Here is a 26,120-nt window from a genome sequence, read left to right as displayed (position 1 = left end):
TACGGAATCCCCATCACGACAGGGGAGAAGGACAATGGCGCGACCCATCACGCTCTTCACCGGCCAGTGGGCCGATCTTCCGTTCGACGAGGTCTGCCGGCTCGCCGCCGAGTGGGGGTACGACGGCCTCGAGATCGCCTGCTGGGGTGACCACTTCGAGGTCGACAAGGCGCTCGCGGACGAGTCGTACGTGGACCGGAAGCGGGCCACCCTCGCCAAGCACAACCTGAAGGTCTTCGCCATCTCCAACCACCTGGTCGGCCAGGCGGTCTGCGACCACCCGATCGACGAGCGGCACCAGGACATCCTGCCCGCCCGGATCTGGGGCGACGGTGAGCCGGAGGGCGTCCGCCGGCGGGCCGCCGAGGAGATGAAGGACACCGCCCGCGCGGCGGCGAAGCTCGGGGTGAAGACGGTGGTCGGCTTCACCGGCTCGTCGATCTGGCACACCCTGGCGATGTTCCCGCCCGTCCCGCCGGCCATGATCGAACGCGGCTACCAGGATTTCGCCGACCGGTGGAACCCGATCCTCGACGTCTTCGACGAGGTGGGCGTGCGCTTCGCCCACGAGGTGCACCCCAGCGAGATCGCGTACGACTACTGGACCACCAAGCGGACGCTGGAGGCGATCGGCCACCGGCCGGCGTTCGGGCTGAACTGGGACCCGTCGCACTTCGTCTGGCAGGAGCTGGACCCGGTCAACTTCATCTTCGACTTCGCCGACCGGATCTACCACGTCGACTGCAAGGACGCGAAGGTGCGTACCGGTGACGGCCGGCGGGGGCGACTCTCCTCCCACCTGCCCTGGGCTGACCTGCGGCGCGGCTGGGACTTCGTCTCCACCGGCCACGGCGACGTGCCGTGGGAGGACTGCTTCCGCGCGTTGAACGCGATCGGTTACGACGGCCCGATCTCCGTCGAGTGGGAGGACGCCGGCATGGACCGGCTGGTCGGTGCGCCCGAGGCGTTGCAGTTCGTACGCCGGCTCGCCTTCGACGCGCCGGCCGCCGCCTTCGACGCCGCCTTCAGCAGCAGCCGGGATTAATCCTTCCGGTCGCTACGAACTGGGAAGGGCGGGAGGCGACCTCGGTCGCCTCCCGCCCTTTCGGTGCAGTTGCCGGTCTGGTTGGCCGGACGGTTACTGCGTGACCTCGTGGTCGTGGTCGTGCAGGCCACCGCCACCGCTGTCGCCGGCACCCGGTCCCTTGCCCTGGACCGGCGCGTGCAGGCTGCTGGTGTCGAAGGCGTACGTGATCACGGCGTGCGCGACCGCGTCCGACATCTCCTCAAGCGCCTGCTTGTTGATGTTGTCGATGTTGTCGCAGGCCTGGTGGTAGCACGAGTCGTACGGGCTGCCCGCAGTGCCACCGAAGACCGCCGCCTCGTCCGCGGTCTTGATGCCCTCGGCGCCGGTGAACAGGCCACCGGACGGGATGTCCACGCCTGCGGCGATGAACGGCCCGTAGTCGCTACGCCCGGAGAACGGCGTCTCCCGCGATGCCAGCCCCTGTGAGGCGAAGTAGTCGTGGAAGAGCTGCTCGATGGCGCCCGAGCCGGCCGGCCCGGGAGCGGACCCGGTGCCGACCGGGAACGCCGAGTTGTCGCCGTCGTAGACGAACCGCACGTAGTTGGGCGAGGCCACCATGTCGAAGTTCAGGTAGAGAGCAATCTTCTTGGTCTCTGCCGCCGACAGGTTGGCAACGTAGTGCTCCGAGCCGATCAGGCCGGACTCCTCCGCACCCCAGAGGGCGAAGCGGACCTTGTTCTTCGGCTTGACCTTGCGCATCTGCGTGGCGATCTCCAGCAGCGACCCGCTGCCCGAGCCGTTGTCGTTGATGCCGGGGCCAGCGGAGACCGAGTCCAGGTGGGCACCGGCCATCACCACGTTGTTCGGGTCGCCCCAGACCGATTCGGCGATGAGGTTTTCAGCGGTGGCCTTACCACGGAAGGTGTCGGCCTTGACCCGTAGCTTCAGGCCACTGGGGACCTGCGCAACGAGCTGCTGGCCGAGCTCCTGGGTGATGCCGGTCGCCGCGAAGTCGAGCGTGAAGTCCTCGCCCAGCGTCCCGTTCAGATCGCCAGTGGTGTTGTTGTAGATGACCACGGCGGCCGCCCCGGCGTTGAACGCGTTGCGGGCCTTCAAGCCGAAGCTGCAGGAAAGGGTGTCGGTGCTTCCGCCACGGCTGATGAGGATGATCGTGCCGGCGTTGGCCGGGCCGAAGTCCCCTGGCGTGCAGCCGAAGGCGGAGCCGGTCGGCACCGACGCCGACGCGGTCACGTCGCCGCTGCCCGAGTAGCTCATCAACACGTTCCGCAGGTCGGCGGCCGGCGACGGGGAAACCCGCTGCAGCAGGCCGGGACCGTGCGAGATGAACGTCTGGTACTGGAACGGCTGCCGGCTCACCTGCAAGCCGGCCGCGCGGAGCACGCCTTCGGCATAGTCGACCGAGCGGTCGTAGCCGGCCGAGCCGGCCACCCGCGTACCACCGTTCTCGTCGGCGATTCGCTGCAGGGCCTTGAGGTGCTTGATGATGCCGTCGGCGGTGACTGCCGCCCGCAGCTTCTGTGAATTGTTGTTGTTGGGTTCGGCGTGCGCTGCCGGCGCCGCGGTGGCGACGCCGACCAGCACCGCGGTCGCGGTTGCCACCGCACCACGCTGCCAGGCTTTGCGGGAGACCACAATGTCCTCCTATTGGCCAGCCAGGCTCACGGGATGGGTCGGCCCGGTGAGCCTGGGGAAGTCCGGTGAGCATAGCCATGGAAGTGATGTTCCGCACCCCCTGGGACGCGGCGGCCGCCCCCGGTCGGGCGGCGGCCGGACCGGCGGCGCTCAGCGGGCTGCGAAGACCTGGTCGCTGATCAGCCGGGCGGCGCCGACCAGGGCGGCCCGATCGTCGAGGTCGGAGAGGACGATCGGCATGCTGTCGGTGGCCAGCGGCGTCGAGCGCCGGTAGACCACGCCGCGGATCTCGGCCAGCAGCACGGGTCTGATGCCCAGCGGCGCGCCGCCGATGATCACGATGGCCGGGTTGACGAAGCTGACCAGGCTGACCAGCACCTGCCCGAGCCGGCGGGCGGCGGCGCGGACCATCGTCTGCGCGGTCGGGTCACCGCCGGTCGCCGCCGCGGCCACGTCGTCGATGGTCAGGGTGCCGGACTCGGCCAGCCGGTCGCCGAGCGCCGTCGAGCGCCCGGCCCGCGCGGCGGTCACCGCCTGCCGGACCAGCGCGGCATTCCCGCAGTACGCCTCCAGGCAGCCGGTCTGGCCACAGCCGCACAGCGGCCCGTCTTCGCTGACCTGGAGGTGTGCGACATCGCCGGCCCCGCTGCTCGCGCCCCGGTACAGCGCCCCTCCGTGCACCAGCCCGCAGCCGATCGCGCTGCCCAGCTTGACGTAGAGGAAGTCGTCGAACGCACGGCCGGTGCCGGCATGGTGCTCGCCGAGGGCCATCACGTTGGCGTCGTTGTCGACCTGCACCGGGCAGCCCAGCTCCGCAGCGATGGTGCCGCGGACCGGGAACTGGTGCCAGCCGGGCAGCGCGGGCGAGGAGACCGGGTTGCCTTCGCGAACCGCGACCGGCGCGGGCAGGGCCACCCCGACCCCGGTCAGCCGGGCCAGCCCGGCCTCGGCCTGCAGCTTCGCGAGCAGTTCGACCGCGCGCCCCACCACCGCCTCCGGCCCGAGGCGTACGTCGACCGGCTCGGCGTACCGGTTGATGATGGTCAACTCACCGTCGGTGAGCGCGACCTCGAGCCGCCCCTCGCCGACGGCCACCGCGCCGAACCGGACCCGGCCGGCGATCCGGAGCAGCGACGAGCGGCGACCGCCCCGCGACGCGGCCGGCCCCGCGGTTTCCACCAGGTCCTGCGCGGCGAGCCGGTCCACCTCCGCGCCGAACCGGGCCCGGGGCAGGCCCAGGACGTCGAGCAGCTCCACCCGTGAGCGGGGGCCGTCGTCGCGCAGCAGGCGCAGCAGCCGTGCCTGGTCCGCGTTCTCCGGTCCGATCATCGTCATCGTGACCACCTCCCACCGGAATGTGCCACACCGCTGTTACGGCCGGTGACGCGAGGGGGCCGCCCCCGGTAACCGGGGGCGGCCCCTGCGGCCGGTCGGATCCGTCAGCCCCGCAGACCCGACATGTGCTGGTAGCTGACCTCCGCGTAGCGCAGCGACCGGCCCGGGTCGGCGGCACCGCCCGGGGCGTTGTCCTGCTCCCACATCGGGTTGTGGTAGCCCTTGGCCCCCATGTTGGCGAAGAAGGTGCCGTAGTCGATGTCGCCCTGGCCGAGCGGCACCATGTCGTAGCCGTTGGTGGTGGCTGGGTTGAAAGCGCCGTCCTTGGCGTGGAACAGCGGGAAGCGGTTGGTCCGGACCTGCACGGTGGCCAGCGGGTCGAAGATGTTCGTCTGCGTCACACCGTCCGGGTCGGTGTAGCTGCGGTACCGGTGCTGCGCCACGTGCGCCCAGTAGATGTCCATCTCGAACCAGACCCACTCCGGGTTGGTGAGCCCGAAGAAGTACTCCAGCTTCCGGATGCCCGAGGACCGGGTCGGCCGGCCCTGCGCGTCCAGCGGCCCGCTGTCCCGCAGGAAGTTGTACGCCACGTCGTGGTTGTGGGTGTAGAGCTTGAGCCCTCGGGCGGCGGCCATCTCGCCGAAGGTGTTCCACCGGTCCGCGGCGGCGTCCCAGTCGGCCTTGTAGTTGCTGCTGGTCGGGTCGCTGCCGGTGCCGATGTGGGTCATGCCGAGGATCTCGGCGGTGTCGAGCGTCTGCTCGAACTGGGCGATGGTGGCCGGGGTGACCGTGCCCGGCACGGAGGCGTGCGAACCGTTGGCCCGCAGCCCGTTGTCGTCGAGGACCTTGCGGATCTCCTGCGGGGTGATCTGCCGGCCGAGGATCGAGGTGTGCTGGGTGTACCCGGCGAACTCGACCTCCTTGTAGCCGACCTCGGCGAGCCGGGCGAGCACCTGCTCGAACCCGTACGGCACGCCGGTCTCGTCGGGGACGGCGGTGATCCGGTCGCGGACGCTGTAGAGGATGATGCCCCGCTTGCCGGGCGGGACGAGTACGCCGTTGCTCGCGAAGGCGGCCGACGGCGCGAGGCCGGCGGCGCCGGCGGCGACGGCGCCCGCCGCCCCGGCGATGGCGCCGAGCATGCGGCGGCGGCTCATTCCGGGTGTGCTGTTGTTCATCTCGTGCTGCCTCTCTCAGGTGACGGGGGTGTACGGGGAGCGGGCCGGTCGGGGGCCGCCGTCCGGCGGCCCCCGACTCCGGCGTCACGGGGTGATGCCGATGCCCGGGCCGTTGAAGTTGACCCAGTTGAGGTTGCCGAAGCCGTTGGCCGGACCACCGGGGACGGTGGTGAAGACCAGGTAGAGCTTGTGCGACCCGCCCGGATCGGTGATCGGCACGGTGGTGCTTCTGAACGCGTTGTTGCCGGACGTCGCGTTGATGGTCGCGGTGGTGAGCAGCGGGCCGTCGGGTCGGTCGAGCCGCAACTCGATCCCGAACCGGGGCTGCCCGGCGGTGGCGGCGCTCCCGCCCGAGGTACGGAACGTCACCGACGACATGTTGGTCAGGTTGACCTTGTTGTTGACGGCGATCCAGTCACCCGGATCCAGGCTGCCCCGCTGCTGGCCGCCGCCGGTGTCGGCGCTACTGCCGACGGTCGTGCCGGACTGGTCTCGGGCGAACTCCACCTCCTGCCGCTTCACCTGGATGACGTTCTGGGCCACGGTGGTCAGCGGCGGTTGCCCGTTCGCGCCTTTGTCCGTGTAGGACGCGCTGACGACGCCGTAGATGTAGCCGCCGTGCGAGGCGTCATCGGCCTCCGTGGGCAGCACGCCCGAGCAGCCGAACTGGTTGGCCTCGCCGTGGCCGTGCTCGTCATGTCCGAGGACGAAGGTCACTTCGACCTTGCTGCAGTCGATCGGCCCGTCCTCCGGGTCGGTGACCGTCACCGACCAGGGGATGTCGTCGCCCCAGTTGAAGAAGCCGCCTTCCACGGGGGTGTCGACGGTGACCGTCGGCGCGGTGTTGCCCACCGTGATGGTGGTGTTCGCCGACGACTTCTTGCCGCTGGAGTCGGTCACCGTCAGCCGAGCCGTGTAGACGCCGTTCTTGGTGTAGGTGAACGTCGGGTTCGGGTCGATCGAGTCGATCGTGCCGTTGCCGTCAAAGTCCCAGGCGAACGTGATGGAGTCGCCGGGGTCCGGGTCGTTGGAGCCCTCGCTGGAGAACTGGACGGTGAGTGGTGCCTGGCCGTTGGTCGGGGTGGCCGACACTACGGCGTTGGGCGCCCGCAGGCCCTTGACGTAGCTGAACTTCACCATCGCGGCGTCGGGGTTGATGTTGAAGAACCCGTCGCCGTAGGTCAGCAGGTAGAAGTTGCCGTCCGGACCCCACTTCATGTCCATCGGGTTGTCGCAGAGGAACGGCTTGGCGGGAGTCGGCGGCCCGTCACCGCAGTTGAGCAGGTCGTTGATCTTCAGGATCTCGCCCTGGTCGTCCAGCCGGATCTCCTTGAGGGTGTCCCGGGTGAACTCCCCGAAGAAGATCGCCTGGTCGTAGTACTTGGGGAACTTCGTCTCCGACTTCAGGTTCGGGTCGTAGTCGTACTTCGCCGCGCCGTGCGGGCCGACACCGCCCGTACCGAGCTCGGGGAAGAGCACCGGGCAGGTCTTGGTGGGCGTCGACAGGTACGACTCCGGGCACGGGGTCGGCGCCTGGAACGAGTACCACAGCTCGGACTTCTCCACCGGGAGCAGGTCGGTCAGGCCGGTGTTGTGCCGGGAGGTGTTCTTCGGCGCGGCGCAGTCGAACGGCTCCTTCGGCGTGACGGGGCTCGTGGTCCAGTCCACATCGATGTACGGCAGGTTCGGCTGCACACACATCGGCCAGCCGTAGTTCGCCGGCTTGTCGACCACCATCATCCGGCCGGTGCCCGCCGGTCCCCGGCCGACCTGCGGAGTCGAGGAGTCGGGGGAGTAGTCGGTGATGTAGGCGACGTCGTTCTTGTCGAGGGTGATCCGGAACGGGTTCCGGAAGCCCATCGCGTAGACCTCCGGCCGGGTCTTCTCCGTGCCGGCGGGGTACAGGTTCCCCGACGGTACCGTGTACGAGCCGTCCTCGCCCACCGTGATCCGGAGGATCTTGCCACGCAGGTCGTTGGTGTTGGCCGAGCTGCGCCGGGCGTCCACGAAGGGCGCCTGGTAGACGCCGGTGGCGCTGACCGAGTCGTTGAACGGCGCGAAGCCGCCCGACCCGCCGCCGCCGGCCGGGGTGTCGTCCCCGGTGACCAGCCAGAGGTTGTTCTTCGAGTCGAACGCGATGTCACCGGCGACGTGGCAGCAGGCACCCCGGTCGACCGGCACCTGAAGGATCTTCTGCTCGGTGCTCAGGTCCAGCGACGGGGTCTCGCCGTCGACGAACTTGAAGCGTGACAGCTGGAAGTAGCCCTTCCACTGGTCCCAGGCGGTGGGGTCGGTGCTGGTGGTCGGCGCGCCCCCGGCGGGGGTGTTCAGCGGTGGCGCGTAGTAGAGGTAGACCCACTTGTTGGTGGCGAAGTCGTTGTCGATCGCCGGGCCGTACATCCCGTCCTCGCTGTGGGTGTAGACCGGGATCTGGGCCAGCACGGAGGTCGTGTTGTTCTCCGGGTTGTGCAGGCGTACGCCGCCGCGCCGGTCGGTCTGGATCACCCGGCCGTCGGGGAGCACGTCGAAGCCGATCGGCTCGTTGACGTTGGGCTGCGCCCCGATCACCGTCATCTGGTAGTTGGCCAGCACGGTGGCGCCGCAGTCGCCGTCGGTCACGCCGGCCGCCCACTGGATCGCGCCACCGAGGTGGGCGCGCAGGTCGACGCTGTCGTAGCTCTCCGGGGTGGCCCCGAGCCCGGTGTAGAACGACCGTCCGCCCTGGTAGTCCTTGCACCAGGTGATCGGGTGGTCGAAGCCCATCTTGCCGCCGGTGTACGTCTTCTCGTCCACCGTGGCCAGCACGTGCGAGACGCCCCGGACGTTGGCCGCGAAGTTGTACCACTGGTCGGTGGTGCTCCAGCGCTGCGGTAGGGCCTCCGAGGCCGGGTGGACGCGGTCGGCGACGGTGACCGTCGCATTGCTGGCGTCGGACGGCGCGCCCTTGGCCCGGGTACCGAGCAGGTTGGTCAGGAAGGACCAGTCCGGTTCGGCCTCGATGGCGGAGTGGACGCCGACGAAGCCGCCGCCGTCACGGTAGTAGCGCTCGAAGGCCGCCTTCTGGTCGTTGTTGAGCACGTTGCCGGCGGTGTTCAGGAAGACCACCGTGCGGAACTGCTTCAGGTGTGGTTCGTCGAACTTGCGGGCGTCGTTGGTGACCTCGACGGTGAAGCGCCGCTCCTGCCCGAGTTGCTTGATGGCCTCGACACCGGCCTCGGTGGCGGCGTTGTTGCCGCCGGCCGAGCGGGTGAAGACGAGCACTTTGTACTGGATGCCGTTGCTGTTGGGTGCCGGGGCGGTGAGCACCGGCGCGGCCTGCGCTGGGGTCGGGGTCTGTTGCGCCGTCGCGACGAGCGTTGCGCCGACGAGGGCGAGCAGGCTGAAATGGGTGGCGGCCCTACGGCCGAAGGGTCTACGCATCGAACCTCGCTCTGGTCGGGCGGGTCCGCCTCAGCGCCGGGACGAGGCTGAGGAGGTCGCGGGGGGTGACGAGAGCCTGGCCAGGTTCTATGCGAGACGATATTTGTGTATGCGATCAAAGAAAAGAGGGCCGGGAGCAAAAGTTTTGGATGAATCGCTCCCACTTTCATTCGAGGACAGCAAAAGGGGTCGGTTGGTCCTGCTCGGACAGACGAGAGCGGGTCGGTCACCGATCGTGACCGGCCCGCTGCTCGGATGGCGTCAGGGCTTGCTGGTGCTGCCCGTGCCGGACGACTTGGGGCTCGAGCCCGCACTGCTCGAACCGGACTTGGCGCCGGCCCCGGCGGGCGTGCCGGCGAACGGCTTGTCGGCCGGGGTCGGCCCCTGCTTGCTGCCGTTGCCGCTGGTGAGCCTTTCGCCGAGCTTGGTCTGCCCCAGCTTGTCCTTGCCCTCGGCATAGAGTCGGGTCGCCTGGGCCTGCGCGACACCCGCCGCCTCCTGGACGGTCGGGTGGTCGAGCACCTTGCGGCCCCGGACCATCAGCTCCTCGTACTTCTCCCGGCCGGCACGGGCGCCCAGGACGAATCCCGCAGCCAGCCCGCCAAGAAACATGATCTTTCCGCGCATGGCGGCTCCTTCCGTACCTGACGCGCTGCCGTTCCCGGCCGGGCCCTGCCCGGCGGGAGCGACCATCTCGCGCCTGAGTCTTCTGTCGGCGGCTAACTACCCATCTTGCTCTCCGCTCATGCCTTCTTGGGTCGGGAACGCAATTTGTCCGAATTACGGATGGATTCCGGCTCTCCGCGACGGCTCCGGTGCGGGGCGCGGGCGGCGGGGTAACCCCCTGGCGCGCCACCCCCCGATGTCCTGTATTCTTGTCCCCGTCGCACGGTGCGGAGAGATCCGACAATCGGGCGGCGCACGGTCCCCTGTAGCTCAACTGGCAGAGCAGCCGGCTGTTAACCGGCAGGTTATTGGTTCGAGTCCAATCGGGGGAGCTCAACTCCACCCAGCGCCCGTCGGCCCAGGCCGGCGGGCGTTACTCGTTCGTGTCGGCCCGGTGGCCGGTCCCGCCGCAGCGCCTGGTTTCACCCACCTGATGCTGTTCTGCCCGGCAGGATGGGCGATGTCGGCTCAAACTTTCGCCGAGTCGACTTGTGCATCGGGCCGAGGACGGGTGGAGATGGCCGGGGGACCGAGCCGCCGGACTGCGACGCTGGTCGCGGTGGCGGTCGTGCTGGGCTGGCTGGTTGTCGGCGTGATCGCCGGCCCGTACGCGGGCAAGCTCGGGGACGTCGCCACCAACGACAACTCCGCCTTCCTCCCCCCGAACGCCGAGGCGACCCGGGCGATGGACCTCTCCACCGGCTTCGTGCCGAAGCAGACCACCCCGGCCCTCATCGTCTACGAGCGCACCTCGGGCATCACCCCGGCCGACCAGCAGCGCGTCCAGGCCGACGCCGCCCGGTTCGCCCAGGTGCCCGGCGTGGTCAGTCCGCTGCCGCCGCCGATCGTCAGCCAGGACGGTCAGGCCGTGCAGGTGATCGTCCCGGTCGCCAGCACCGAGGGCGAACAGATCCGACAGGTCGTCACCCGGCTACGCGACATCGCCGGCGGTGACCGGGACGGGCTCACCGTGGACGTGGCCGGACCGGCCGGACTGCTCGGCGACCTGATCGAGATCTTCGGCGCCATCGACGGGCCACTGCTGCTGGTCACCCTGGTCGTGGTGCTGGTCATCCTGCTGATCGTCTACCGCAGCCCGGTGCTGTGGATCTTTCCGCTGCTCGCCGCCGGCATGTCGTACTCGCTGGCCTCGATCTTCGTCTATTACCTGGCCAGCAACGACATCATCAAGCTGAACGGTCAGGCGCAGGGCATCCTCACCGTGCTCGTCTTCGGCGCCGGCACCGACTACGCGCTGCTGCTGATCGCCCGCTATCGCGAGGAACTGCACCGGCACGACCAGCCTTGGGCCGCGCTGAAAACCGCGTGGAAGGGGGCCGCCTCGGCGATCATCGCCTCCGGCGTCACCGTCATCGCCAGCCTGCTCTGCCTGCTGCTGTCCAGCCTCAACTCCAACCGGGCGCTCGGCCCGGTCGCCGCCGTCGGCATCGCCGCCACCCTGCTGGTGATGCTCACCTTCCTTCCCGCGCTGCTGCTGCTCGGCGGACGGTGGGCGTTCTGGCCCCGGCGGCCCCGGTTCGACCACGCCGATGCGCAGGCCGAGCACGGCATCTGGGGCCGGGTCGCCGGCTTCGTCGCCCGGCGGGCCCGGACCGTCTGGCTGGTCACCGCCGTACTGCTGGCCGTGATGATCTTGGGACTCACCCAGCTCGGCATCACCACCCTCGGCCAGTCGCAGCTGTTCACGAAGCGCACCGACTCGGTCGCCGGGCAGGACGTCATCGCCCGGCACTTCCCGGCCGGCACCGGCAGCCCGGCCATGATCTTCACGAAACAGGCCACCGCCGGGCAGGTCGCCCAGGTGGCCCAGGGCGTACCGGGGGTGTCGGCCGTCCGACCGTTCACCGGGGCGGGACCGGGCGAGCCGTCCGAGCCGAACGCGCCACCCAAGGTGGTCGACGGGCGGGTGCAGCTGGATGCCACCCTCGTCGACCCGCCGGACAGTCACGCCGCCGAGCGGACCATCCGCAACCTGCGCGAGGCGGTGCACAAGGTGGCCGGCGCCGACGCCGTGGTGGGTGGCTTCACCGCCGTCGACGTGGACACCGCCGACGCCTCCGCCCGGGACCGTAACGTCATCATCCCGGTGGTGCTGCTGGTCATCGCAATCGTCCTGGCGCTGCTGCTGCGCGCCCTGGTCGCCCCGATCCTGCTGATCGCCACCGTGGTGCTGTCGTTCCTGGCCACGCTCGGCCTCTGCGGAGTGATCTTCCGGTATCTCCTCGACTATCCCGGCGTCGACCAGTCGTTCCCGCTCTTCGCGTTCGTCTTCCTGGTCGCCCTCGGCATCGACTACAACATCTTCCTGATGAGCCGGGTCCGGGAGGAATCGGTCCGGCGGGGCACCCGGGCCGGTGTGCTTGCCGGCCTCGCCGTCACCGGCGGCGTGATCACCTCCGCCGGCATCGTGCTCGCCGCCACCTTCTCCGCGCTCTCCGTGCTGCCGCTGGTGCCGCTGGTCGAGCTGGGCGTGGCGGTCGCCATCGGGGTGCTGCTAGACACCATCGTCGTCCGGTCACTGCTGGTGCCCGCGCTCGCGTACGACCTCGGGCCGGTCATCTGGTGGCCGAGCAGGCTGTCCCGCGGCGTCCGCGACGGCGACCAGACCGGTGCGGCGGTGGGGCGTGCCCGCTGACCCCGACGCCGGCGTGCGCTGGGGCATGGTCGCGGTCGGCTGGCTGCCCGCTGTTATCCTCGCGTTGCCCATCGTGCTCGTACGGCGGCGACGACGCTGAGTTTGGTGGTGGCCCGTGATCCACCGGTCGGGATAAGATCCGGCGCGGTAGCGGGGCGGTAGCTCAGCGGGTTAGAGCAGGGGACTCATAATCCCTCGGTCGCGGGTTCGAGTCCCGCCCGCCCCACCCCGCATGTCAGATATGTCCGATTGACGTAGGCCCAGCTTCCTTGCAAGCTGGGCCTTCGCGTTGCATGGCCGTCGCCTCCTGCCAGGCGACGACCCCGCCTTCAGCGGGCAAATGAGGGCGCGGCTTCCTCATTCACCTGCGCATATGATCGGCGGCATGGCACTGCGACTGGTTCAGGTGAATTTCAAGGCTCGGGATGACTCGGCGCTCGGCGGGTTCTGGGCGCAGGCGCTCGGCTGGGGTGTTTCCAGCGAGGGACCCGGTGTGACCAACGTTGAACCCGTGGGCTTCGTCTACCCGGACCCCGTCGCCGTCTGCGTCGATGTCGTCACTGTCCCGGACCCCGAAACGGTGAAGTATCGCGTGCACCTCGATCTCGCCACCACCTCTGCGGCCCATCAGGCGGAGTTGGTCGCGCGCCTGACGGAGCTCGGTGCGACGCCCGCCGATGTGGGCCAGGGCGACGTCCCGTGGACGGTCCTGGCCGACCCGGAGGGCAACGTGTTCTGCGTGCTGGAGCCCAGGGAGGTCTTCCGGGACACCGGGCCGATCGCCGCAGTGGTCGTCGACTGCGCGGACCCGCGGGCCATGGCCCGGTTCTGGGGCGAGGCGATGGACTGGGCCCTGCACGAGGTGACCGACGATCATGCGAGGCTACGCTCGGCCAAGGGTGTCGGCCCGTATCTGGAGTTCCTTCGCACACCCAGCGTGAAGACCGTGTGGAACCGCGTCCATCTCGACGTGGCGCCGTACCCCAGTGATGATCAAGCGGCGGAGGCAGCCCGGCTGCAGACCCTCGGCGCGGCACTCGTCGACGTCGGCCAGGGCGACGTCCCGTGGAAGGTCCTCGCCGACCCGGAGGGCAACGAGTTCTGCGTCCTCGCCCCGCGCTGACTCAAAGCTTCTTCGCCTGCGGGCCGTGCAGCGGCTCCTCGGCGGCGTCCTTGTCAGCCGAGGAATAGCGCAGCGATTGGGCCGCGATGCGGGAGCGGCGCATGGCTGAGCCTGGAGCCGCGGAGGAGTACGACGCGGCGCGGTTGGCGTTCGAATTCGGTCGCGCAGTGCGCGATCTTCGTGAACGCCGGGGTTGGAGCCAGGCGCAACTTGCCGCGTCGAAGATCTCGCGGACACCCGCTTCGCGATCTCACCGATCCATGAGGCCGTTCTCAGCCTGCGGGTATTACGCGAGCCCGGTCTGTATGCGCTACACCTGCCCTGGCGCAGGTCGATACTCGGCAGACTCGATCCACCCGGCGCCAACCTGCTGATGTCCGTGGTCGGGCCAGACCGTGGCCTGCCGGATTTCCTGACGCCCCGGCCGACGGAGTTCGCCGCGACCTTCGAAGAAGAACTGGCCGCCGTACGCCGGGCACCTCCGGATGTCGTTCGCCGCGACCTGCTGGCCGTGTACCCACGTGGCCGGCTGCCGGACGTCTGGCAGCCGATCACCGCAGACGACGATGCTCCTGTTCAAGCATTACGCGATGCCATCTGCGACCATCTGCAGCGTTACTGGGACCTAGCGCTCAAGCCGATCTGGCCACAGATGCGACTCGTACTCGAAGCAGACCTGACCTACCGCGCCCGACAACTGGCCGTAGGCGGCGCGCGCCTGCTCTTCGCCGACATGCACCCGAACCTGTGCTGGCACAACGGCGTGTTGCACATCGACAAAATGATCGGCAGGCACCACATCGTGGCCGCCGGCCGAGGACTGCTGCTGGTGCCGTCCGTGTTCGCCCACAAGCCCGCCCCACCAGTCAGCCCGGATGAACCACCGTGGCTGGGATACCCCTGCCGCGGAGCAGCGACGCCGTGGGCCCCAACACCGGCTGCCGACGCGACTGCTCTCACGTCGCTCCTCGGCGCGCCCAGAGCGCGACTGCTCCACCTCCTTGCCGAGCCGCTGCCAACGGTCGAGATCGCTCGCCGGCTCACCGTGACACCCAGCGCCGTGTCACAACATCTACAGGTCCTCCACACGACGGGCATGATCACTCGTGCCCGCGACGTGCGGCACGTGCTGTATCGGCGCAGCCCACTTGGCGATCAGTTGGTCGGCCAGTCGACGGAGCGGTGATTCAAGTGGATCAAAACGTTGCCCACATCCGGTCCACCACGGAAACGCCCTTACCAGGCAAGGTGCCGACGACCTGGACGAACGGCATCAAGATCGGGGCCAACGCCCTCAGTCCGCACTGAGCCCGCAGCGGCACGAGCCGCCGCCCGGTCGAGGCGGTCGCGACCTGGTCCAAGTCGTCCTCGAACAGGTCTGCGTAGACGTCCAGGGTCATGGCCGCCTAGGCGTGTCCGGGCCACGAAAGCCAGCCATCAGCCGTTGCCAGAAGGATGCTTGATCTCCCGAGCCGGGCATGGGGCACAGTAGCCGCATGCGCACGCGCTTCCCAAGCAGAGGACTCGAGTTCGGCGGAAACAACGTGCGGCCGATCCGCTGGTGGCCCTGGCTACTCGCCGCCCTCATCTGCGGTTTGTTAGTCGGTCGTGAGCTCGGCACAACCGTTGGGGGTGTCGGGGGCGGACTTCTCGGCACGCTGATCGGTGCCAGTTTCGCACTGGCGATCGTCATGCACCCGATCAGGCAGCGCGACTATCGCTTCCCAGAACCTGCGGCGCTCCGCGTCGCGCCCGACGGACTTCAGGTCCATCTCGGCGAGCACGGCCGGTGGCGCCCGGGACGCTATCTTCACGTACCCTGGCCGGCCATCGCCCAACTGAACCTCGTCGAGGGCCCTCTCGCGGCGCTGGCAAGCCCATCGCTGAACATCTGCCTCACGGCCGCAGGCCGCGCCATGATCGCCCAACACCCCAGCGCAGCACGACGCCTCATCGACGCCGATGGGTCGCTGACCGTGCCGCAGATCGCCAGCATCGAGCTTCTCCACGCCTTGATGCACTACTCGGGCGGACGATTCCACATCGGTCAGTGAGGCCAGGACGTACCACTGCCGAGTTCGGCACTTAGCCGATCAAGGCGGCCCGCAAAGCGGGCCGCGCCGCCGGTGACCTCGGCTCGAATGGCAAAAGTACCCGGGAGGTGTACCTGCCGCGGCGAGCGGGTGAAGACATACGGCTCCCATCGGATGATCTTTCGAAGGCCCTGCCTGCCCGCCTAAACCCTGCTGAGACGTCGAGCCGTCGACCCACCCCACTACCCTCCGAAACCGTTCCCACCCCGAATGCGGCCTGACAACCAGATAGACAAACCCCTGGCTCAGCGGTTGTCGCCGCTGCCACCCAGCACGCCACGGCCCTGGCGGCTGGCCAGCTTGGCCAGGTTGGCCGCCGCGATGTCGTCCATCGACAGATCGAGGTAGTCGGCGAGCACCGCCACGTACCAGAGCACGTCACCGAGTTCCTTGGCGATGTCGGCCCGATCGATCCGCGACTCGTCGCTGTCGAGGTCTCGGACCCACTTCTTGAACTTCTCGGCGATCTCACCCGATTCGCCGACCAGCCCGAGCACCAGATGGAGCAGCTCGTTCCTCTTGTCACGTGGAGCGGCACTGCGGAGGGCGCCGCGCTGATACTCGTCCAGGTCCATGGCGGACCAGTATGGTCGAACCCCTCCCACCCGACCAGCCGGGTCTTACTACGACGGCGAGAAAGCCGCCAGCAAGAAGCACAACGCCGCGATCGTCCGCCTGGCCCGCCGCCGCGTCGACATCCTCCACGCCATGCTCGTCAACCACACCCCACCCGGACCGGTCACCCGCACTCGCCACTCGACGAAACCAATAGGCACTCCCGGGGCACACTGAGCGGATGTCGCACCAGGATCTCGCCGATGACATGGCCGCGTGGTCGAGTGTCCGCGTCCGCAAGTGGATGAGCACCTTGAGCGAGGACAACGCACCCGGATCGATCAATTGGTGGCTCAGGACGCGATGGATCGCGCAGCTCCACGTCTGCGACCGGACCTTGACCGCAGAGGCGCGCCGGGAATGGGCCGAGGTGGCGTTGTCGCTGACCGACCGCGCCGAACGGTTCGCCGGTTACGACCGCTGGAGCGCAGCTGCCGACGGATTCAATCTGCGTACCGTGCTGATCCAGGAACTCGGGTCGGTGCCGGGTGACCAGAACTGGGAGCGGGCCGCGCTGGTCCGAAGCGTCCTGGCGGCCGTGACGCTGACGCCCGACCAAGCGGGCGAGTTGGCTGAACGCTGGCAGGCGCTGCCGGTCGACCAGATCCTGCTCCTTCGCCGCCACAAGAACCTCCTTGCCTCACTCGCGCCGCTTGTCGATCAGCTGCCCGCCGGGCCGGATGCTGAGCGCGTCCGCACATGGTTGTTGGTCCTGCCGAACTTGCCGTGACGGTAGGTGGCGGTGCGCGAACCGTCGGGGCCGAGGCGCTGGCCGTCCCGTACGCTGGCGACCAAGCCGGCCTGCTGTTCACCGCTGCGGCGATCGGCATCATGGGCGGCGATTTCGTCGTCGGTCGGTTCGTTCCGGCCGACCGCCGGGTCCGGCTCGTGGTGCCGCTCTACTTACTTCTCGCCGTGCCCTACCTGGCCTTCCTGTTTCGGCCCGGGCTGCTGGTCGCTGCCATGCTCGTCGCGGTGGCGTCAGTCGGCTTCGCCGTTCATCTCGGACTGCAGCAGCGACTGCTGAGGGCGTTGCCGGACGATCTGCGCGGGCAGGGGTTCGGGCTGTCGAGCAGCGGCATGATGACCATCCAGGCATTGGGTGCGGCCGTGGCGGGCGGACTCGCACAATTCGCCGGTCCAGCCGTGGCCATGGCGGAGTGGCGGCTGCGGCACTGGTTGTCCTCGCAGTCCTCAGCCCCGCGCTCCGGCGCGAGGAACCGCAGGTCAGGAAGCCGCACATGCCCAAGATCAGCGAACGTGAGCCGGTCAGGTGACCGAAGAGGGCATCGGCCTCGGATCGGCCGCGGCAGGGCCCCAGCATCGCCGGGACCCTGCCACCTGCGGTCACAAACTCCGTCTACCGGGAGGACTCGCGGTTGAACAGTCGTTTCGACCAGAGGTATCCGCCCAGCGCAATGACGGCGCACCAGGCGAGCGCGATCCACCCGTTGTTCCCGATCGGCTTGTCCATCAGCAGGCCGCGCAGGGTTTCGATGATCGGCGTGAACGGCTGGTGCTCGGCGAACCAGCGCACACCGGCCGGCATGGAGTCGGTGGGGACGAACCCGCTGCTGAGGAAGGGCAGCAGAACGAGCGGCATGGGTAGGTTGCTCGCGGTCTCGACGGTCTTGCTCACCTGGCCGAGCGCGACGGACAGCCAGACGAGTGCGAAGGCCACCGCCACCAGGAAACCGGCCGTGGCCAGCCACGCGCCCAGCCCGGCGGTGGGCCGGAAGCCGACCAGCAACGCCACGCCGATCACGATCGCCAGGCTGAACACCGCCTGGATCACGCTGCCCAGGACGTGTCCGGTCAGCACCGAGACGCGGGCGATGTGCATGGTGCGGAACCGGGTGATTATGCCTTCGGTCATGTCCATGGCGATCGAGATCGCGGTCCCCTGGACCGTGGCCGCCACGGTCATCAGGATGATCGCGGGCGCCACGTAGTTGGCGTACTCGGCGCGTCCGCCGCTGGGCGCCGGCCCGCCGAGGCCGGCGCCCAGCGTGCCGCCGAACACGTAGACGAACAGCAGCAGGAAGACGACGGGCATCCCGACGAGCATCACGGTCATCGACGGGTACCGCAGCATGCGCTTGAGGTTGCGGCGCAGCATCGTCGCCGAGTCGCGTAGCGGATGGAAACGGAGGCTCGCCGGAGCCGGGCCGGTGAGGGTGGAGGCGCTCATCGGGTGGTCACCTTCTCGTTGGTGGAGTCGCCGGTGAGGGCGAGGAAGACGTCGTCGAGATCGGGGGTGTGCACGGACAGCTCGTCGACCTCGATGGCCCGGTCGTCGAGCCGGCCGATCAGGGTCTTCAGTGAGCGCAGGCTGCCGTCGCTGGGCACTCGCAGGGCAAGCGCGTCGTTGTCGCATGAGGCCTGACCCAGCACGTGCATGGCCGCGTCGAGGCCCTGCGGGTCGGCGAACCGCAGGCGGACGTGTCCACCGGGGATACGACGCTTCAGTTCCTCCGCGGTTCCCTCGGCGACCACCCGGCCTCGGTCGAGGACCGCGATCCGATCGGCCAGCTCGTCGGCTTCCTCCAGGTACTGCGTGGTCAGGAAGATGGTGACACCGCCGGCCACCAGATCCCGGATGATCTGCCACATGTTCCGGCGGCTGCGCGGGTCCAGTCCGGTGGTCGGCTCATCGAGGAAGATCACCTGCGGGCTGCCGACCAGGGTCATCGCCAGGTCGAGCCGCCGCCGCATGCCCCCGGAGTAGGCCGATGCCGGCTTCCGGCCTGCCTCGGTCAGGTCGAACTGTTCGAGCAGCTGGGCGGCGCGCCGCCGGCCTTCGCCCCGGGCGAGGTGGTGCAGATCCGCCATCAGCCGTAGGTTCTCCTCGCCGGTGAGCAGGTTGTCCACCGCGGAGAACTGACCGGTGACACCGATCGCGGCGCGCACCGCGTCCGGTTCGCGGGCGAGGTCGTGCCCGGCGACCTGGACGTCACCGGCGTCGGCACTGATCAAAGTGGACAGAATCTTGACCGTGGTGGTCTTCCCGGCGCCGTTCGCGCCGAGCAGCGAGAAGACCGTTCCCCGCGGCACGGTCAGATCGAGACCGTCGAGCACGACCTGGTCGCCGAACGATTTCCGCAGACCGGTCACGGTGATCGCCGGCCGGGATTGGCTGATGGTCATGGTTTCCCTTTCTCCAGTGCCGGACGCGGGTCAGGACCGGCGGATGGTGATGTCGCCGTAGGCGGTGCGGCCGCGCACCTCGACGGTCTCGTCGGCCTCTTCGGGCCGGGTGGCGTTCTTCAGCTGGTTGCGTACGTGCCCGAATGTGGTGTTCACCTCCAGCCAGGCGGCGGTGCCCTCGGCGATGCCGATCTCCAGGTCGCCCATGGCGGTGCCGAGGACGACCTGACCGCGGGCCACCTCGCCGAGGCGGATGGCGCCGTTGGACGTCTTCGCGTCGACGCCGGCGCCGGCCCGCTCGATGCGGATGTCGCCGTTGGCCGCGCGCACCCGCACCTCGCCGGTGACCGCGTCGATCGTGGTGTTGCCGTTGGAGTTCTTGACCACCGCGGTGCCCTCGATCTCGCCGATCTGGATGGCGCCGGAGCCGGTGGAGATCTCGGCGTTGCCCGTGATGCCGTCGGCGGTGACGTGGCCGGCCGACGTGTTCAGGCGCAGTGGGCCGGTTCGTTCGACCCAGACGTTGCCGGCGGAGGTCTTGAGCCCGCACTCCCCGAGCCGGCCGGCGCAGCGGACGTCGCCCATCTGTGTCTCGACCGACACCTGGGACCCGCTCGGCAGCTCAACGGACACGTCGACCGACCTGGTCTTGCGGGAGAAGTCGAACGCGCGCACCTTCGGGCCGGTGACCCGGAGCATGCCGTCGGCGTAGTCGACACGGACCCGTTGAGCGGCCTTCACGTCGGACTCGTCGGCCTCGTCGCTCGGGCGGACCTCGATAACGGTGTCGGTCCGGTCGCTCGCGGCGATCCGCACATTCCCGACGCCGAGTTCGAGCGTGACGGAGATCGGTTCGGGCGTCTCGAAATTGGGCATGGTTGTCCCCTCATCATAGGTAGGTGAGCCGTCCCCGCAGGTCGGGGGACGTGGTGTGGAGGAAGGCGTGCGGTGCGGCTAGCGCACCCAGCCGGTGAAGCGCTGCTGGGTCCGTTTTCCGCTGCCGCGTGGCTCGGGACGCTGATCGCGATCGGAGCGCTGCAAGGCGGTGGCGGCTGCCCGGACCAGCCAGGCGTTGACCGAGCGCCCCTCCTTGGCCGCGGCCTCCTCGATCGCGGCCTTGACCTGCTCAGGCATGCGTACGTTGATCCGCGCGGCGGGGCCGTCCTCGGCGAGGAGCAGCAGATCGCTGTCCGGCGCGCCATCGACCGTCGCCGCGGCGTCCTCGGTCGCGAGCCCGAGCGGCTCGGCGGGTGGCGAGGTCACGACGAAGCTCGGATCGCGTCCGCGCAGGCGCAGCTCCACCGAACCCGGAGCCAGGTCCCGGGTGATCTCGTCGGCGGCAGCCGACAGCGCGTCCAGCAGCGTCATCCGGATCGCCGACTCCAGCGACCCGGTCAGGCGTTCGACCAGCGCACGCGACTCCTCACCGCCGGCTTCGGCAAGCGTGGCGAACTCACGTCCGAGGTTGCTCACATACGAGGTCAAGTCCATGGTGCCAATATGGCACATCAATGGCACACAGGCAAGCCACATTGGCACACAAGAGGCACCATGTTTGGTGCCAGCCGGCTTGTCCGGAGGAAAGAGCGCAGCCCGATGCGTCGATGCCTGGGCAGTGTCCGGAGAGCTGGGCATCCGGAAGCCGGCACGCGAGATCTTCGAGGCAGCAGCTCGCGGGTGCGGCCTCGATCTGCCGGGCGGGGGCTGGGCGATCGGTGACAGCCCTGTACTTGATATCGAGGGTGGCCGCGCGGCAGGCCTTGCCACCCTTTGGATCAGCCGAGGGAAGGACTGGCCGGCGAAACTCACCCCGCCTGACCGCACCGTCACGGACGTCGTGGCCGCTGTCCAAGTACTGCGAGGCGAGGACTCCGGCCCGTAGCTGCAGATGACCTGGCGGGCCTTGAACCGCCTCGCCTGTTTCACTCCTTCGCGGCGTCCATGAGGGCGTCGATCAGCGCGCGCAGTGCCGGCTGCGTCAGTGAGATCTCCCGGACCGCGGCGTAGATCCGCCTGATCGGCTCCGGGCGGCGGACCCGGCGGATGGTGACGCCGGGATGGCGGGTGCCCAGTCCCAGTCGCGGGATGAGGCTGACTCCGAGGCCGGCAGCGACGAATCCCTGAGCCGTGGCGTAGTCCTCCGACTTCGCCACGAAGTCCGGGCTGAAGCCTGCCGCGGCGCAGGCGTCAATTATCGGCTCCAGGCAGGGGCCGGGGGGCTCGCTGCCGACCCAAGCCTCGCCGGCGAGGTCGGTCAGGTCGATCACCCGTTGCGCGGCGAGCGGGTGTCCGGCGGGCAGCGCGGCCTGGTACGCGTCGTCGAGCAGGTGCACCACCCGGATGCCCGGGTGGCTTCCGTCGCCCGGCCCGCGGACCACGATTGCCAGGTCGGCGTTGCCCTGCTCCACCTCCGGCAGTGGATCGTCTGGATCGCTCAGCTTGGGGTCGATCGCCACGCCCGGGTGCTCACCCCTGAATCGAGCCAGGGCGGGTGCCAGCAGGGTCGGGCCGACCGAGGCGAAATAACGGATCGTCAGTCGGCCCGTACGCCCGGCGCGCAGGTCGGCCAGCGCGGTCTCGGCCTCGGCGAGGTGCTGGCTGATGATGGCCGCGTGTCTGGTGAGCAGCCGACCCGCCGCTGTGGGCTGCACACCCCGACCGACGCGTTCGAGCAGCGCGATCCCGGCTTCCTTTTCCAGTGCCGCCACCTGCTGGCTGACGGCCGAGGGGGTGTAGCCGAGGTGCGCCGCCGCCGCGGTCACCGATCCGCTGGTGGCCACCGCTCGCAGGACCTGCATACGTCGCACATCAAGCATGTAGCAGAACTTAACAGAAGTGCAGAATCCTTTTCTTGTCCTTCCAGGTCAGGTGCGGCACCGTCTACGAGGACTGGTCAAGGAGATCACGGTGAACGGTGTCGTCGGCAGGACCTGGGCATGGGCGCGGATAGGCGTGCTCGCCCTGCTGTGGGGATCAACTTTCCTCTGGATCGAGCTGGCCCTGGACGCCCTGACTCCGGTCCAGGTCACCCTCAGCCGGTGCGTCCTCGGATCGGTCACGCTGCTGGTCGCATGCCTGGCCTCGGGCCATCGGCTGCCTCGGAAGCGGGCGGTCTGGGGGCACATCGTCGTGGCCGCCTTCTTCTGCAACGCCGTACCGTTCGCCATGTTCAGCATCGGCCAGCAGACCATCGACTCGGCGGTGGCCGGCGTCCTGAACGCGACGACCCCGCTGTGGTCCCTGCTGATCGGCGTCATCATCGGATCCGAGCGTGGACTCCCGCCGGCGCGGCTGGCCGGACTCCTGCTCGGGTTCGCCGGGGTCGTGCTGATCCTCGCCCCGTGGCGGACGACGGGGTCGGGCGGCTGGGGCGCCCTCGCCGTCGTCACCGCCGCGGCGAGCTACGCCGTCGGCTTCGCGTTCATGGGTCGTAACCTGGTCGGCAAGGGAATCCCCACCATCTCACTGTCCGCGGCGCAGCTCGTCGCGGCGACCGCCCTGACCGCGTTGACCCTGCCGGCCGGCGGCCTGACACCGATCGAGATCAGCCCGAAAACCCTGATCGCCGTCGTGATCCTGGGCGTCGTCGCCACCGGGATCACCTTCCACCTCACCTACCGGATCATCGCCGCCGAGGGTGCCACCAACGCCGCGACCGTCGGCTATCTGCTGCCGGTGATCTCGGTGGCGCTGGGGGCCATCGTGCTCGACGAGGGTCTCAGCCTCCGGATCGCCGTCGGGATGGTGGTCGTGCTCGTCGGGGTCGCCCTGACCCGCCGGCATACGCGGGCGTCCGCGCCGGTGCCGGCGGAAACCCCGGCCACGGTCGCGCCGAGCACCTGACGCGCCGCACGGGCGCTGGTAGCACCCGAGCGGCTGGGGTGTGGGGGTGGTTCGGGGCGGCGTCGGTGGTCGACGTAGGGGCGATTCTCGATTCCCATTCTCATGGGCGCGGAGGACGCCTTCGGGGCGGGGCAGATCTCGGTCTTCCTGTGCGACGCGCGCGGCGACGCGATCCGGGAGAGGCATCACGTCCGTGCGCTGCTGTCCCGGCGGTGGACGGTCTGATCGTGGTCGGATCCCGCACCGACCCCCGCCCACCGCTGGCCGGCACCATCCCCGTTCCGGTCGTGTACGTCTACGCCCCCTCCGCGGACCCGGACGACATCTCCATCACCGTCGACAACGTGGGAGGTGGCCGGCTCGCCGTCGACCACCTCCTGCCCTGCGGTCGGCGCAACATCGCCCACATCACCGGGGACGCCGGCTTCCAGGCGGCCCGCGACCGCGCCGAAGGCGCGACCGCGGCGCTCGCCGCCGCCGGCCTGACCCTGGTCGGCGACCGGCCGTACTTCGGGTCGTGGGACGAGTCCTGGGGGCGAGCCGCGGCACGCATGGTCGTCGGGCAGCACCCCGAGGTCGACGCGATCTTCTGCGGCAGCGATCAGATCGCGCGTGGCGTCCTGGAGACACTGCGCGACCTCGGTCGCGACGTGCCCGGCAGCACCTCCGTGATCGGCTTCGACAACTGGGAAGCCGTCGCCGCGCACTCCCGCCCGCGCCTGACCAGCATCGACATGAACCTCCAACGCCTCGGCACCGTCGCCGGCCAACGGCTCTTCGCGGCCATCGACGGCGTCGCCCTGTCCAGCTCGGAGGAGTTCCCCGGCCGCGTCGTGATACGCGAGTCGACCGTGCCCATCGGCTGAGACTCGGGGAATGGGGCGGGGGAGACGCCGCGCTGAGCTCCGGCAGCCGATCAGCCGGGCTTGACCGCGTGAAGGCGCTCCACAGTGCCGGCCTTCAGCCGTTCCACCTCGACGACCTCGAACCCGGCGGCCCGCACGAGAGGTAGCTGGCGACGGGTGAAGTGCTCACCGGCCGCTCGGATGGTGATCCGCTCGAGAAGCCACTGGGCGGCGTAGATCGGTGGCCAGGTGCTGCCGATGTGGTCGAGCAGCAGCAGCCTGCCGCCTGGGGTGAGGACACGTCTCATCTCGTCGATCGCCAGGGCGGGGTTGGGGATGCTGCACAGCGACAGCGCGCAGACCACCGTGTCGAACGAGGCGTCGTCGAACGGCAGGTGCTCGGCGTCGCCCTCGCGCAGGTCGACGTTGCGGCCGAGGTCGGCGGCGCGCCGCTTCGCGACGGCCAGCATGGCGGGGCTCAGCTCGATGCCGGTGACGCCGGCGTCGGCGGGGTAATAGGGCAGGTTGCGACCGGTGCCGATGGCGACTTCGAGGATCCGGCCGCGGGCGCGGCCGCCGAGCCATTCCCGGCCGCCGCCGAACTGGATCTTCTCGAAGAGTGCGATCTGCCTGTCGTAGCTGGGGGCCGCCCTGTCCCACACCCGCTTCTGCCGGGCGGTCGGGGTCTCGCGGCTCTCTGCTCTGGCGTTGTTGGTCATGACGGTGGACCCTCCATACGCGTGGGGTCGGGAAGGGTGCAATCCACGTCGGATGCGACTGCGGCGGCGATGGCACTCACCACCGCCTGCCGCACCCGCGCGGCGGCTTGCCGCGGGTCGGGCTGCCCGGCATCGAGCCAGGCAATGATCGCCTCGATCGCCACCACCGGCGCCAACTGCGCCGCCCACCTCGCCAGCGCCTCATCGGAGACGGAGGCGGCGATCTGCAGATGCGCGGCGGCGGTGATGTCGGCGCGGAACTTCTCGATGCGCTCCTTGAACTCCGGCTCGCGCAGGGCGTGCTGAAACAGTAGCCGGAACCCGGCCGGCGACTCGGCCGCCGCTTCGAGGAGCCCGTCGATGCTGGCACCGGTGAACCCGCCCACCGGCTCTTGGACATGGGCTTCCAGGCGGGCGCACATGCGGTCCAGGACCGCTTGATACAGGTCGGTCTTGGAGTCGAAGTGCCGGTAGAGGATGGCCCGGGTGATCCCTGCTTCGGCGGCGATGTCGTCCAGGCTCGTCGCCGCGAAGCCGCTACGCGCGAACGCCTCGCTCGCTGCGGCGACGATCTGCTCCCGGCGTTCCGGGCGGCGCAGACGGCGTACCGGTTCCAGCTTCTCCTCGGCCAAGACGGCCCTCCAACTCTTGTTGACTTCAGAATGTACCTATGCCTATGTGCACTTTCAAGGGCACAAGCGGAGGCATCGATGGACGCCCCGGCAAACGACGTTGACGAGGCAGTTCGCGGCGCCACCTGGGCCCTGACGAACGACGGCGGGTGCCTCCATGGGGAGGCACCCGCCGGCATAGGGGTGGGCAGGTGAGCTGTTACCGGATGGTGGCGAGCCAGTCCTGGACCACCGGGATGTCGACCCGCTGGTAGCCGCCGAGGTAACGGCAGTTGGCCGTGTAGCCGTAGCTGGTGACCGTGACCAGGTAGCCGTTGAGGAAGCTCGGGCCGCCCGAGTCACCGAAGCAGGTGCCGCCACCGCCGCGGACGTCGTTCGGGTTGCCGTTCATCTGCAGGATCTGCGGGGTGAGCTTCTGCCCTGGCGAGGTCGTGTAGCGACGCAGCAGCGGGTAGCTCATGGGCTGCGGCTTCTGCGGGCCCGACTCCGGCTTGCGGACCTCGGTGCCGTACCCGACCAGGTCGAAGTTGGTCTTGTTGAGCTTCGGCTGCGCGAACTGGTCGAGGTAGTTCCTCGGCGCCACGGTCGCGGGGGCGATGCCGGTCACTGGCTTGTCCAGCACGACCACGCCGGCGTCGTTCCAGTTGTCCATGTCCGTGAAGTCCGAGTACTGCGGGTGGGTGTACGCCGTACCGGACAGGTAACCCGCCGCGGCGAGCTCCTGGGCCGTGTAGCCGGCGCTGGGGTTCGCCGCCACCGGGAACGGGCTCGGCGGTGCCTCGGCGATGACCGAGTCGAAGGTGACCAGGGTCTTACCGAGGGTGCCCTGGGTACAGTGCGCGGCCGTGAGCACGATGGTCGGCGAGATGAGGGTGGCCGAGCAACGGTAGCGGCCGGTCTCGTCGTAGAACAGGATCAGCCCGACATTGGGGTGCCGATTGCCGTCGGGTTCGCCGCCGGTGATGGCAGCCGCGGGCGCGGTTGTGGCCAGCAGCGCGAACGTCGTCGCGACGATCGCGGCTAGGCTGCGACGCAGTGCTTTCATGCCGGCCTATCCTGCCCGGTCTCCGAGTCTTCGGGAAGATCTACTGCCGACATGGACCGGATGGGGCTACCGAAGCTTGCCAGATTGGTGGAGGCGAGCGGGTATTCGTAGTGCAAAGCAGCC

25 protein-coding genes and 2 tRNA genes are annotated in these 26,120 nt (G+C 69.2%); 12 read left to right on the top strand and 15 right to left on the bottom strand.

The window, feature by feature from the left end:
- The first annotated feature begins 34 nt into the window (after positions 1–34).
- Positions 35–1,045: a sugar phosphate isomerase/epimerase family protein gene (locus ACNAW0_RS03845; RefSeq protein WP_416286288.1), complete on the top strand. Its 1,011-nt coding sequence runs from the start codon at positions 35–37 to the stop codon at positions 1,043–1,045.
- 93 nt (positions 1,046–1,138) lie between these two features.
- Here the strand turns inward: ACNAW0_RS03845 and ACNAW0_RS03840 are convergent, their stop codons facing one another.
- The 5 genes from ACNAW0_RS03840 to ACNAW0_RS03820 form a co-directional block, all read right to left on the bottom strand.
- Positions 1,139–2,647 (bottom strand): M28 family metallopeptidase, encoded by a 1,509-nt coding sequence (locus ACNAW0_RS03840; protein ID WP_416286287.1) that lies wholly within the window; start codon positions 2,645–2,647, stop codon positions 1,139–1,141.
- Positions 2,648–2,830: 183 nt separating this feature from the next.
- On the bottom strand, positions 2,831–4,015 hold the full coding sequence (locus ACNAW0_RS03835; protein WP_416286286.1) for an ROK family protein: 1,185 nt from the start codon (positions 4,013–4,015) through the stop codon (positions 2,831–2,833).
- Positions 4,016–4,119: 104 nt separating this feature from the next.
- Positions 4,120–5,193 carry a sugar phosphate isomerase/epimerase family protein gene (locus tag ACNAW0_RS03830; protein ID WP_416286285.1) on the bottom strand — a complete coding sequence of 358 codons (1,074 nt, stop codon included), beginning with the start codon at positions 5,191–5,193 and terminating at the stop codon, positions 4,120–4,122.
- An 84-nt stretch (positions 5,194–5,277) separates the two neighbouring features.
- Entirely contained in the window at positions 5,278–8,613 is a 3,336-nt protein-coding gene (locus ACNAW0_RS03825; protein WP_416286284.1) for a ThuA domain-containing protein, read from the bottom strand.
- 261 nt (positions 8,614–8,874) lie between these two features.
- Positions 8,875–9,240, bottom strand: coding sequence for a hypothetical protein (locus ACNAW0_RS03820; protein ID WP_416286283.1), 366 nt, complete (start codon positions 9,238–9,240; stop codon positions 8,875–8,877).
- Positions 9,241–9,538: 298 nt separating this feature from the next.
- On the opposite strand from ACNAW0_RS03820, the gene ACNAW0_RS03815 reads away from it, so the two are divergent.
- The 5 genes from ACNAW0_RS03815 (at position 9,539) to ACNAW0_RS03795 (ending at position 14,244) form a co-directional block, all read left to right on the top strand.
- Positions 9,539–9,611 (top strand) — tRNA-Asn (locus ACNAW0_RS03815).
- Positions 9,612–9,796: 185 nt separating this feature from the next.
- Positions 9,797–11,935, top strand: a complete 2,139-nt coding sequence (locus tag ACNAW0_RS03810) for an MMPL family transporter (RefSeq protein ID WP_416286282.1) — start codon at positions 9,797–9,799, stop codon at positions 11,933–11,935.
- A gap of 152 nt (positions 11,936–12,087) precedes the next feature.
- Positions 12,088–12,161, top strand: a tRNA-Ile gene (locus ACNAW0_RS03805).
- A gap of 159 nt (positions 12,162–12,320) precedes the next feature.
- Positions 12,321–13,058, top strand: coding sequence for a VOC family protein (locus ACNAW0_RS03800; RefSeq protein ID WP_416286281.1), 738 nt, complete (start codon positions 12,321–12,323; stop codon positions 13,056–13,058).
- Between the two features lie 193 nt (positions 13,059–13,251).
- Positions 13,252–14,244: an ArsR/SmtB family transcription factor gene (locus tag ACNAW0_RS03795; RefSeq protein ID WP_416286280.1), complete on the top strand. Its 993-nt coding sequence runs from the start codon at positions 13,252–13,254 to the stop codon at positions 14,242–14,244.
- A 10-nt stretch (positions 14,245–14,254) separates the two neighbouring features.
- Here ACNAW0_RS03795 and ACNAW0_RS03790 read toward each other — a convergent pair whose 3' ends face one another.
- The gene (locus tag ACNAW0_RS03790) at positions 14,255–14,458 is read right to left on the bottom strand and encodes a hypothetical protein (protein WP_416286279.1); all 204 of its coding nucleotides are present in this window, start codon (positions 14,456–14,458) and stop codon (positions 14,255–14,257) included.
- A 96-nt stretch (positions 14,459–14,554) separates the two neighbouring features.
- Between ACNAW0_RS03790 and ACNAW0_RS03785 the strand changes: the two genes are divergently transcribed.
- Positions 14,555–15,112, top strand: a complete 558-nt coding sequence (locus ACNAW0_RS03785; protein WP_416286278.1) for a hypothetical protein — start codon at positions 14,555–14,557, stop codon at positions 15,110–15,112.
- Positions 15,113–15,396: 284 nt separating this feature from the next.
- Here the strand turns inward: ACNAW0_RS03785 and ACNAW0_RS03780 are convergent, their stop codons facing one another.
- A complete protein-coding gene (locus ACNAW0_RS03780; RefSeq protein WP_416286277.1) occupies positions 15,397–15,726 on the bottom strand; it encodes a nucleoside triphosphate pyrophosphohydrolase family protein in 330 nt (109 codons plus the stop codon).
- A gap of 221 nt (positions 15,727–15,947) precedes the next feature.
- Between ACNAW0_RS03780 and ACNAW0_RS03775 the strand changes: the two genes are divergently transcribed.
- Positions 15,948–16,496: a hypothetical protein gene (locus ACNAW0_RS03775; protein ID WP_416286276.1), complete on the top strand. Its 549-nt coding sequence runs from the start codon at positions 15,948–15,950 to the stop codon at positions 16,494–16,496.
- 630 nt (positions 16,497–17,126) lie between these two features.
- Here ACNAW0_RS03775 and ACNAW0_RS03770 read toward each other — a convergent pair.
- The 4 genes from ACNAW0_RS03770 to ACNAW0_RS03755 form a co-directional block, all read right to left on the bottom strand.
- A complete protein-coding gene (locus ACNAW0_RS03770) occupies positions 17,127–17,957 on the bottom strand; it encodes an ABC transporter permease (protein WP_416286274.1) in 831 nt (276 codons plus the stop codon).
- Positions 17,954–18,913, bottom strand: coding sequence for an ATP-binding cassette domain-containing protein (locus ACNAW0_RS03765; RefSeq protein ID WP_416286273.1), 960 nt, complete (start codon positions 18,911–18,913; stop codon positions 17,954–17,956). The genes ACNAW0_RS03770 and ACNAW0_RS03765 overlap by 4 nt, the downstream gene beginning before the upstream one ends.
- A gap of 30 nt (positions 18,914–18,943) precedes the next feature.
- On the bottom strand, positions 18,944–19,789 hold the full coding sequence (locus ACNAW0_RS03760) for a DUF4097 family beta strand repeat-containing protein (protein WP_416286272.1): 846 nt from the start codon (positions 19,787–19,789) through the stop codon (positions 18,944–18,946).
- Between the two features lie 78 nt (positions 19,790–19,867).
- Entirely contained in the window at positions 19,868–20,404 is a 537-nt protein-coding gene (locus ACNAW0_RS03755; protein WP_416286271.1) for an Arc family DNA-binding protein, read from the bottom strand.
- On the opposite strand from ACNAW0_RS03755, the gene ACNAW0_RS03750 reads away from it, so the two are divergent.
- A complete protein-coding gene (locus tag ACNAW0_RS03750; RefSeq protein WP_416286270.1) occupies positions 20,403–20,795 on the top strand; it encodes an HAD family hydrolase in 393 nt (130 codons plus the stop codon). The genes ACNAW0_RS03755 and ACNAW0_RS03750 overlap by 2 nt on opposite strands.
- Positions 20,796–20,835: 40 nt before the next feature.
- Here ACNAW0_RS03750 and ACNAW0_RS03745 read toward each other — a convergent pair whose 3' ends face one another.
- On the bottom strand, positions 20,836–21,711 hold the full coding sequence (locus tag ACNAW0_RS03745; RefSeq protein WP_416286269.1) for a LysR family transcriptional regulator: 876 nt from the start codon (positions 21,709–21,711) through the stop codon (positions 20,836–20,838).
- A gap of 109 nt (positions 21,712–21,820) precedes the next feature.
- Between ACNAW0_RS03745 and ACNAW0_RS03740 the strand changes: the two genes are divergently transcribed.
- From ACNAW0_RS03740 to ACNAW0_RS03730, 3 genes are all read left to right on the top strand, one after another.
- The gene (locus ACNAW0_RS03740; protein ID WP_416286268.1) at positions 21,821–22,756 is read left to right on the top strand and encodes a DMT family transporter; all 936 of its coding nucleotides are present in this window, start codon (positions 21,821–21,823) and stop codon (positions 22,754–22,756) included.
- A 102-nt stretch (positions 22,757–22,858) separates the two neighbouring features.
- Entirely contained in the window at positions 22,859–22,981 is a 123-nt protein-coding gene (locus ACNAW0_RS03735; RefSeq protein ID WP_416286267.1) for a hypothetical protein, read from the top strand.
- Positions 22,969–23,622: a substrate-binding domain-containing protein gene (locus tag ACNAW0_RS03730; RefSeq protein WP_416286266.1), complete on the top strand. Its 654-nt coding sequence runs from the start codon at positions 22,969–22,971 to the stop codon at positions 23,620–23,622. The genes ACNAW0_RS03735 and ACNAW0_RS03730 overlap by 13 nt, the downstream gene beginning before the upstream one ends.
- Before the next feature lie 50 nt (positions 23,623–23,672).
- Here ACNAW0_RS03730 and ACNAW0_RS03725 read toward each other — a convergent pair whose 3' ends face one another.
- The 3 genes from ACNAW0_RS03725 to ACNAW0_RS03715 form a co-directional block, all read right to left on the bottom strand.
- Entirely contained in the window at positions 23,673–24,320 is a 648-nt protein-coding gene (locus ACNAW0_RS03725) for a class I SAM-dependent methyltransferase (protein WP_416286265.1), read from the bottom strand.
- Positions 24,317–24,952, bottom strand: a complete 636-nt coding sequence (locus tag ACNAW0_RS03720) for a TetR/AcrR family transcriptional regulator (protein ID WP_416286264.1) — start codon at positions 24,950–24,952, stop codon at positions 24,317–24,319. Before ACNAW0_RS03720 ends, ACNAW0_RS03725 begins: the two co-directional genes overlap by 4 nt.
- 199 nt (positions 24,953–25,151) lie before the next feature.
- Positions 25,152–25,997 carry a S1 family peptidase gene (locus ACNAW0_RS03715; RefSeq protein ID WP_416286263.1) on the bottom strand — a complete coding sequence of 282 codons (846 nt, stop codon included), beginning with the start codon at positions 25,995–25,997 and terminating at the stop codon, positions 25,152–25,154.
- Positions 25,998–26,120: the final 123 nt, after the last annotated feature.

The organism is Micromonospora sp. SL1-18 (assembly GCF_047921505.1).
GTDB lineage: Bacteria > Actinomycetota > Actinomycetes > Mycobacteriales > Micromonosporaceae > Micromonospora.
The sequence above is the reverse complement of the archived record's forward strand: the minus strand, read 5'-3'. Positions and strand labels throughout refer to the sequence as shown.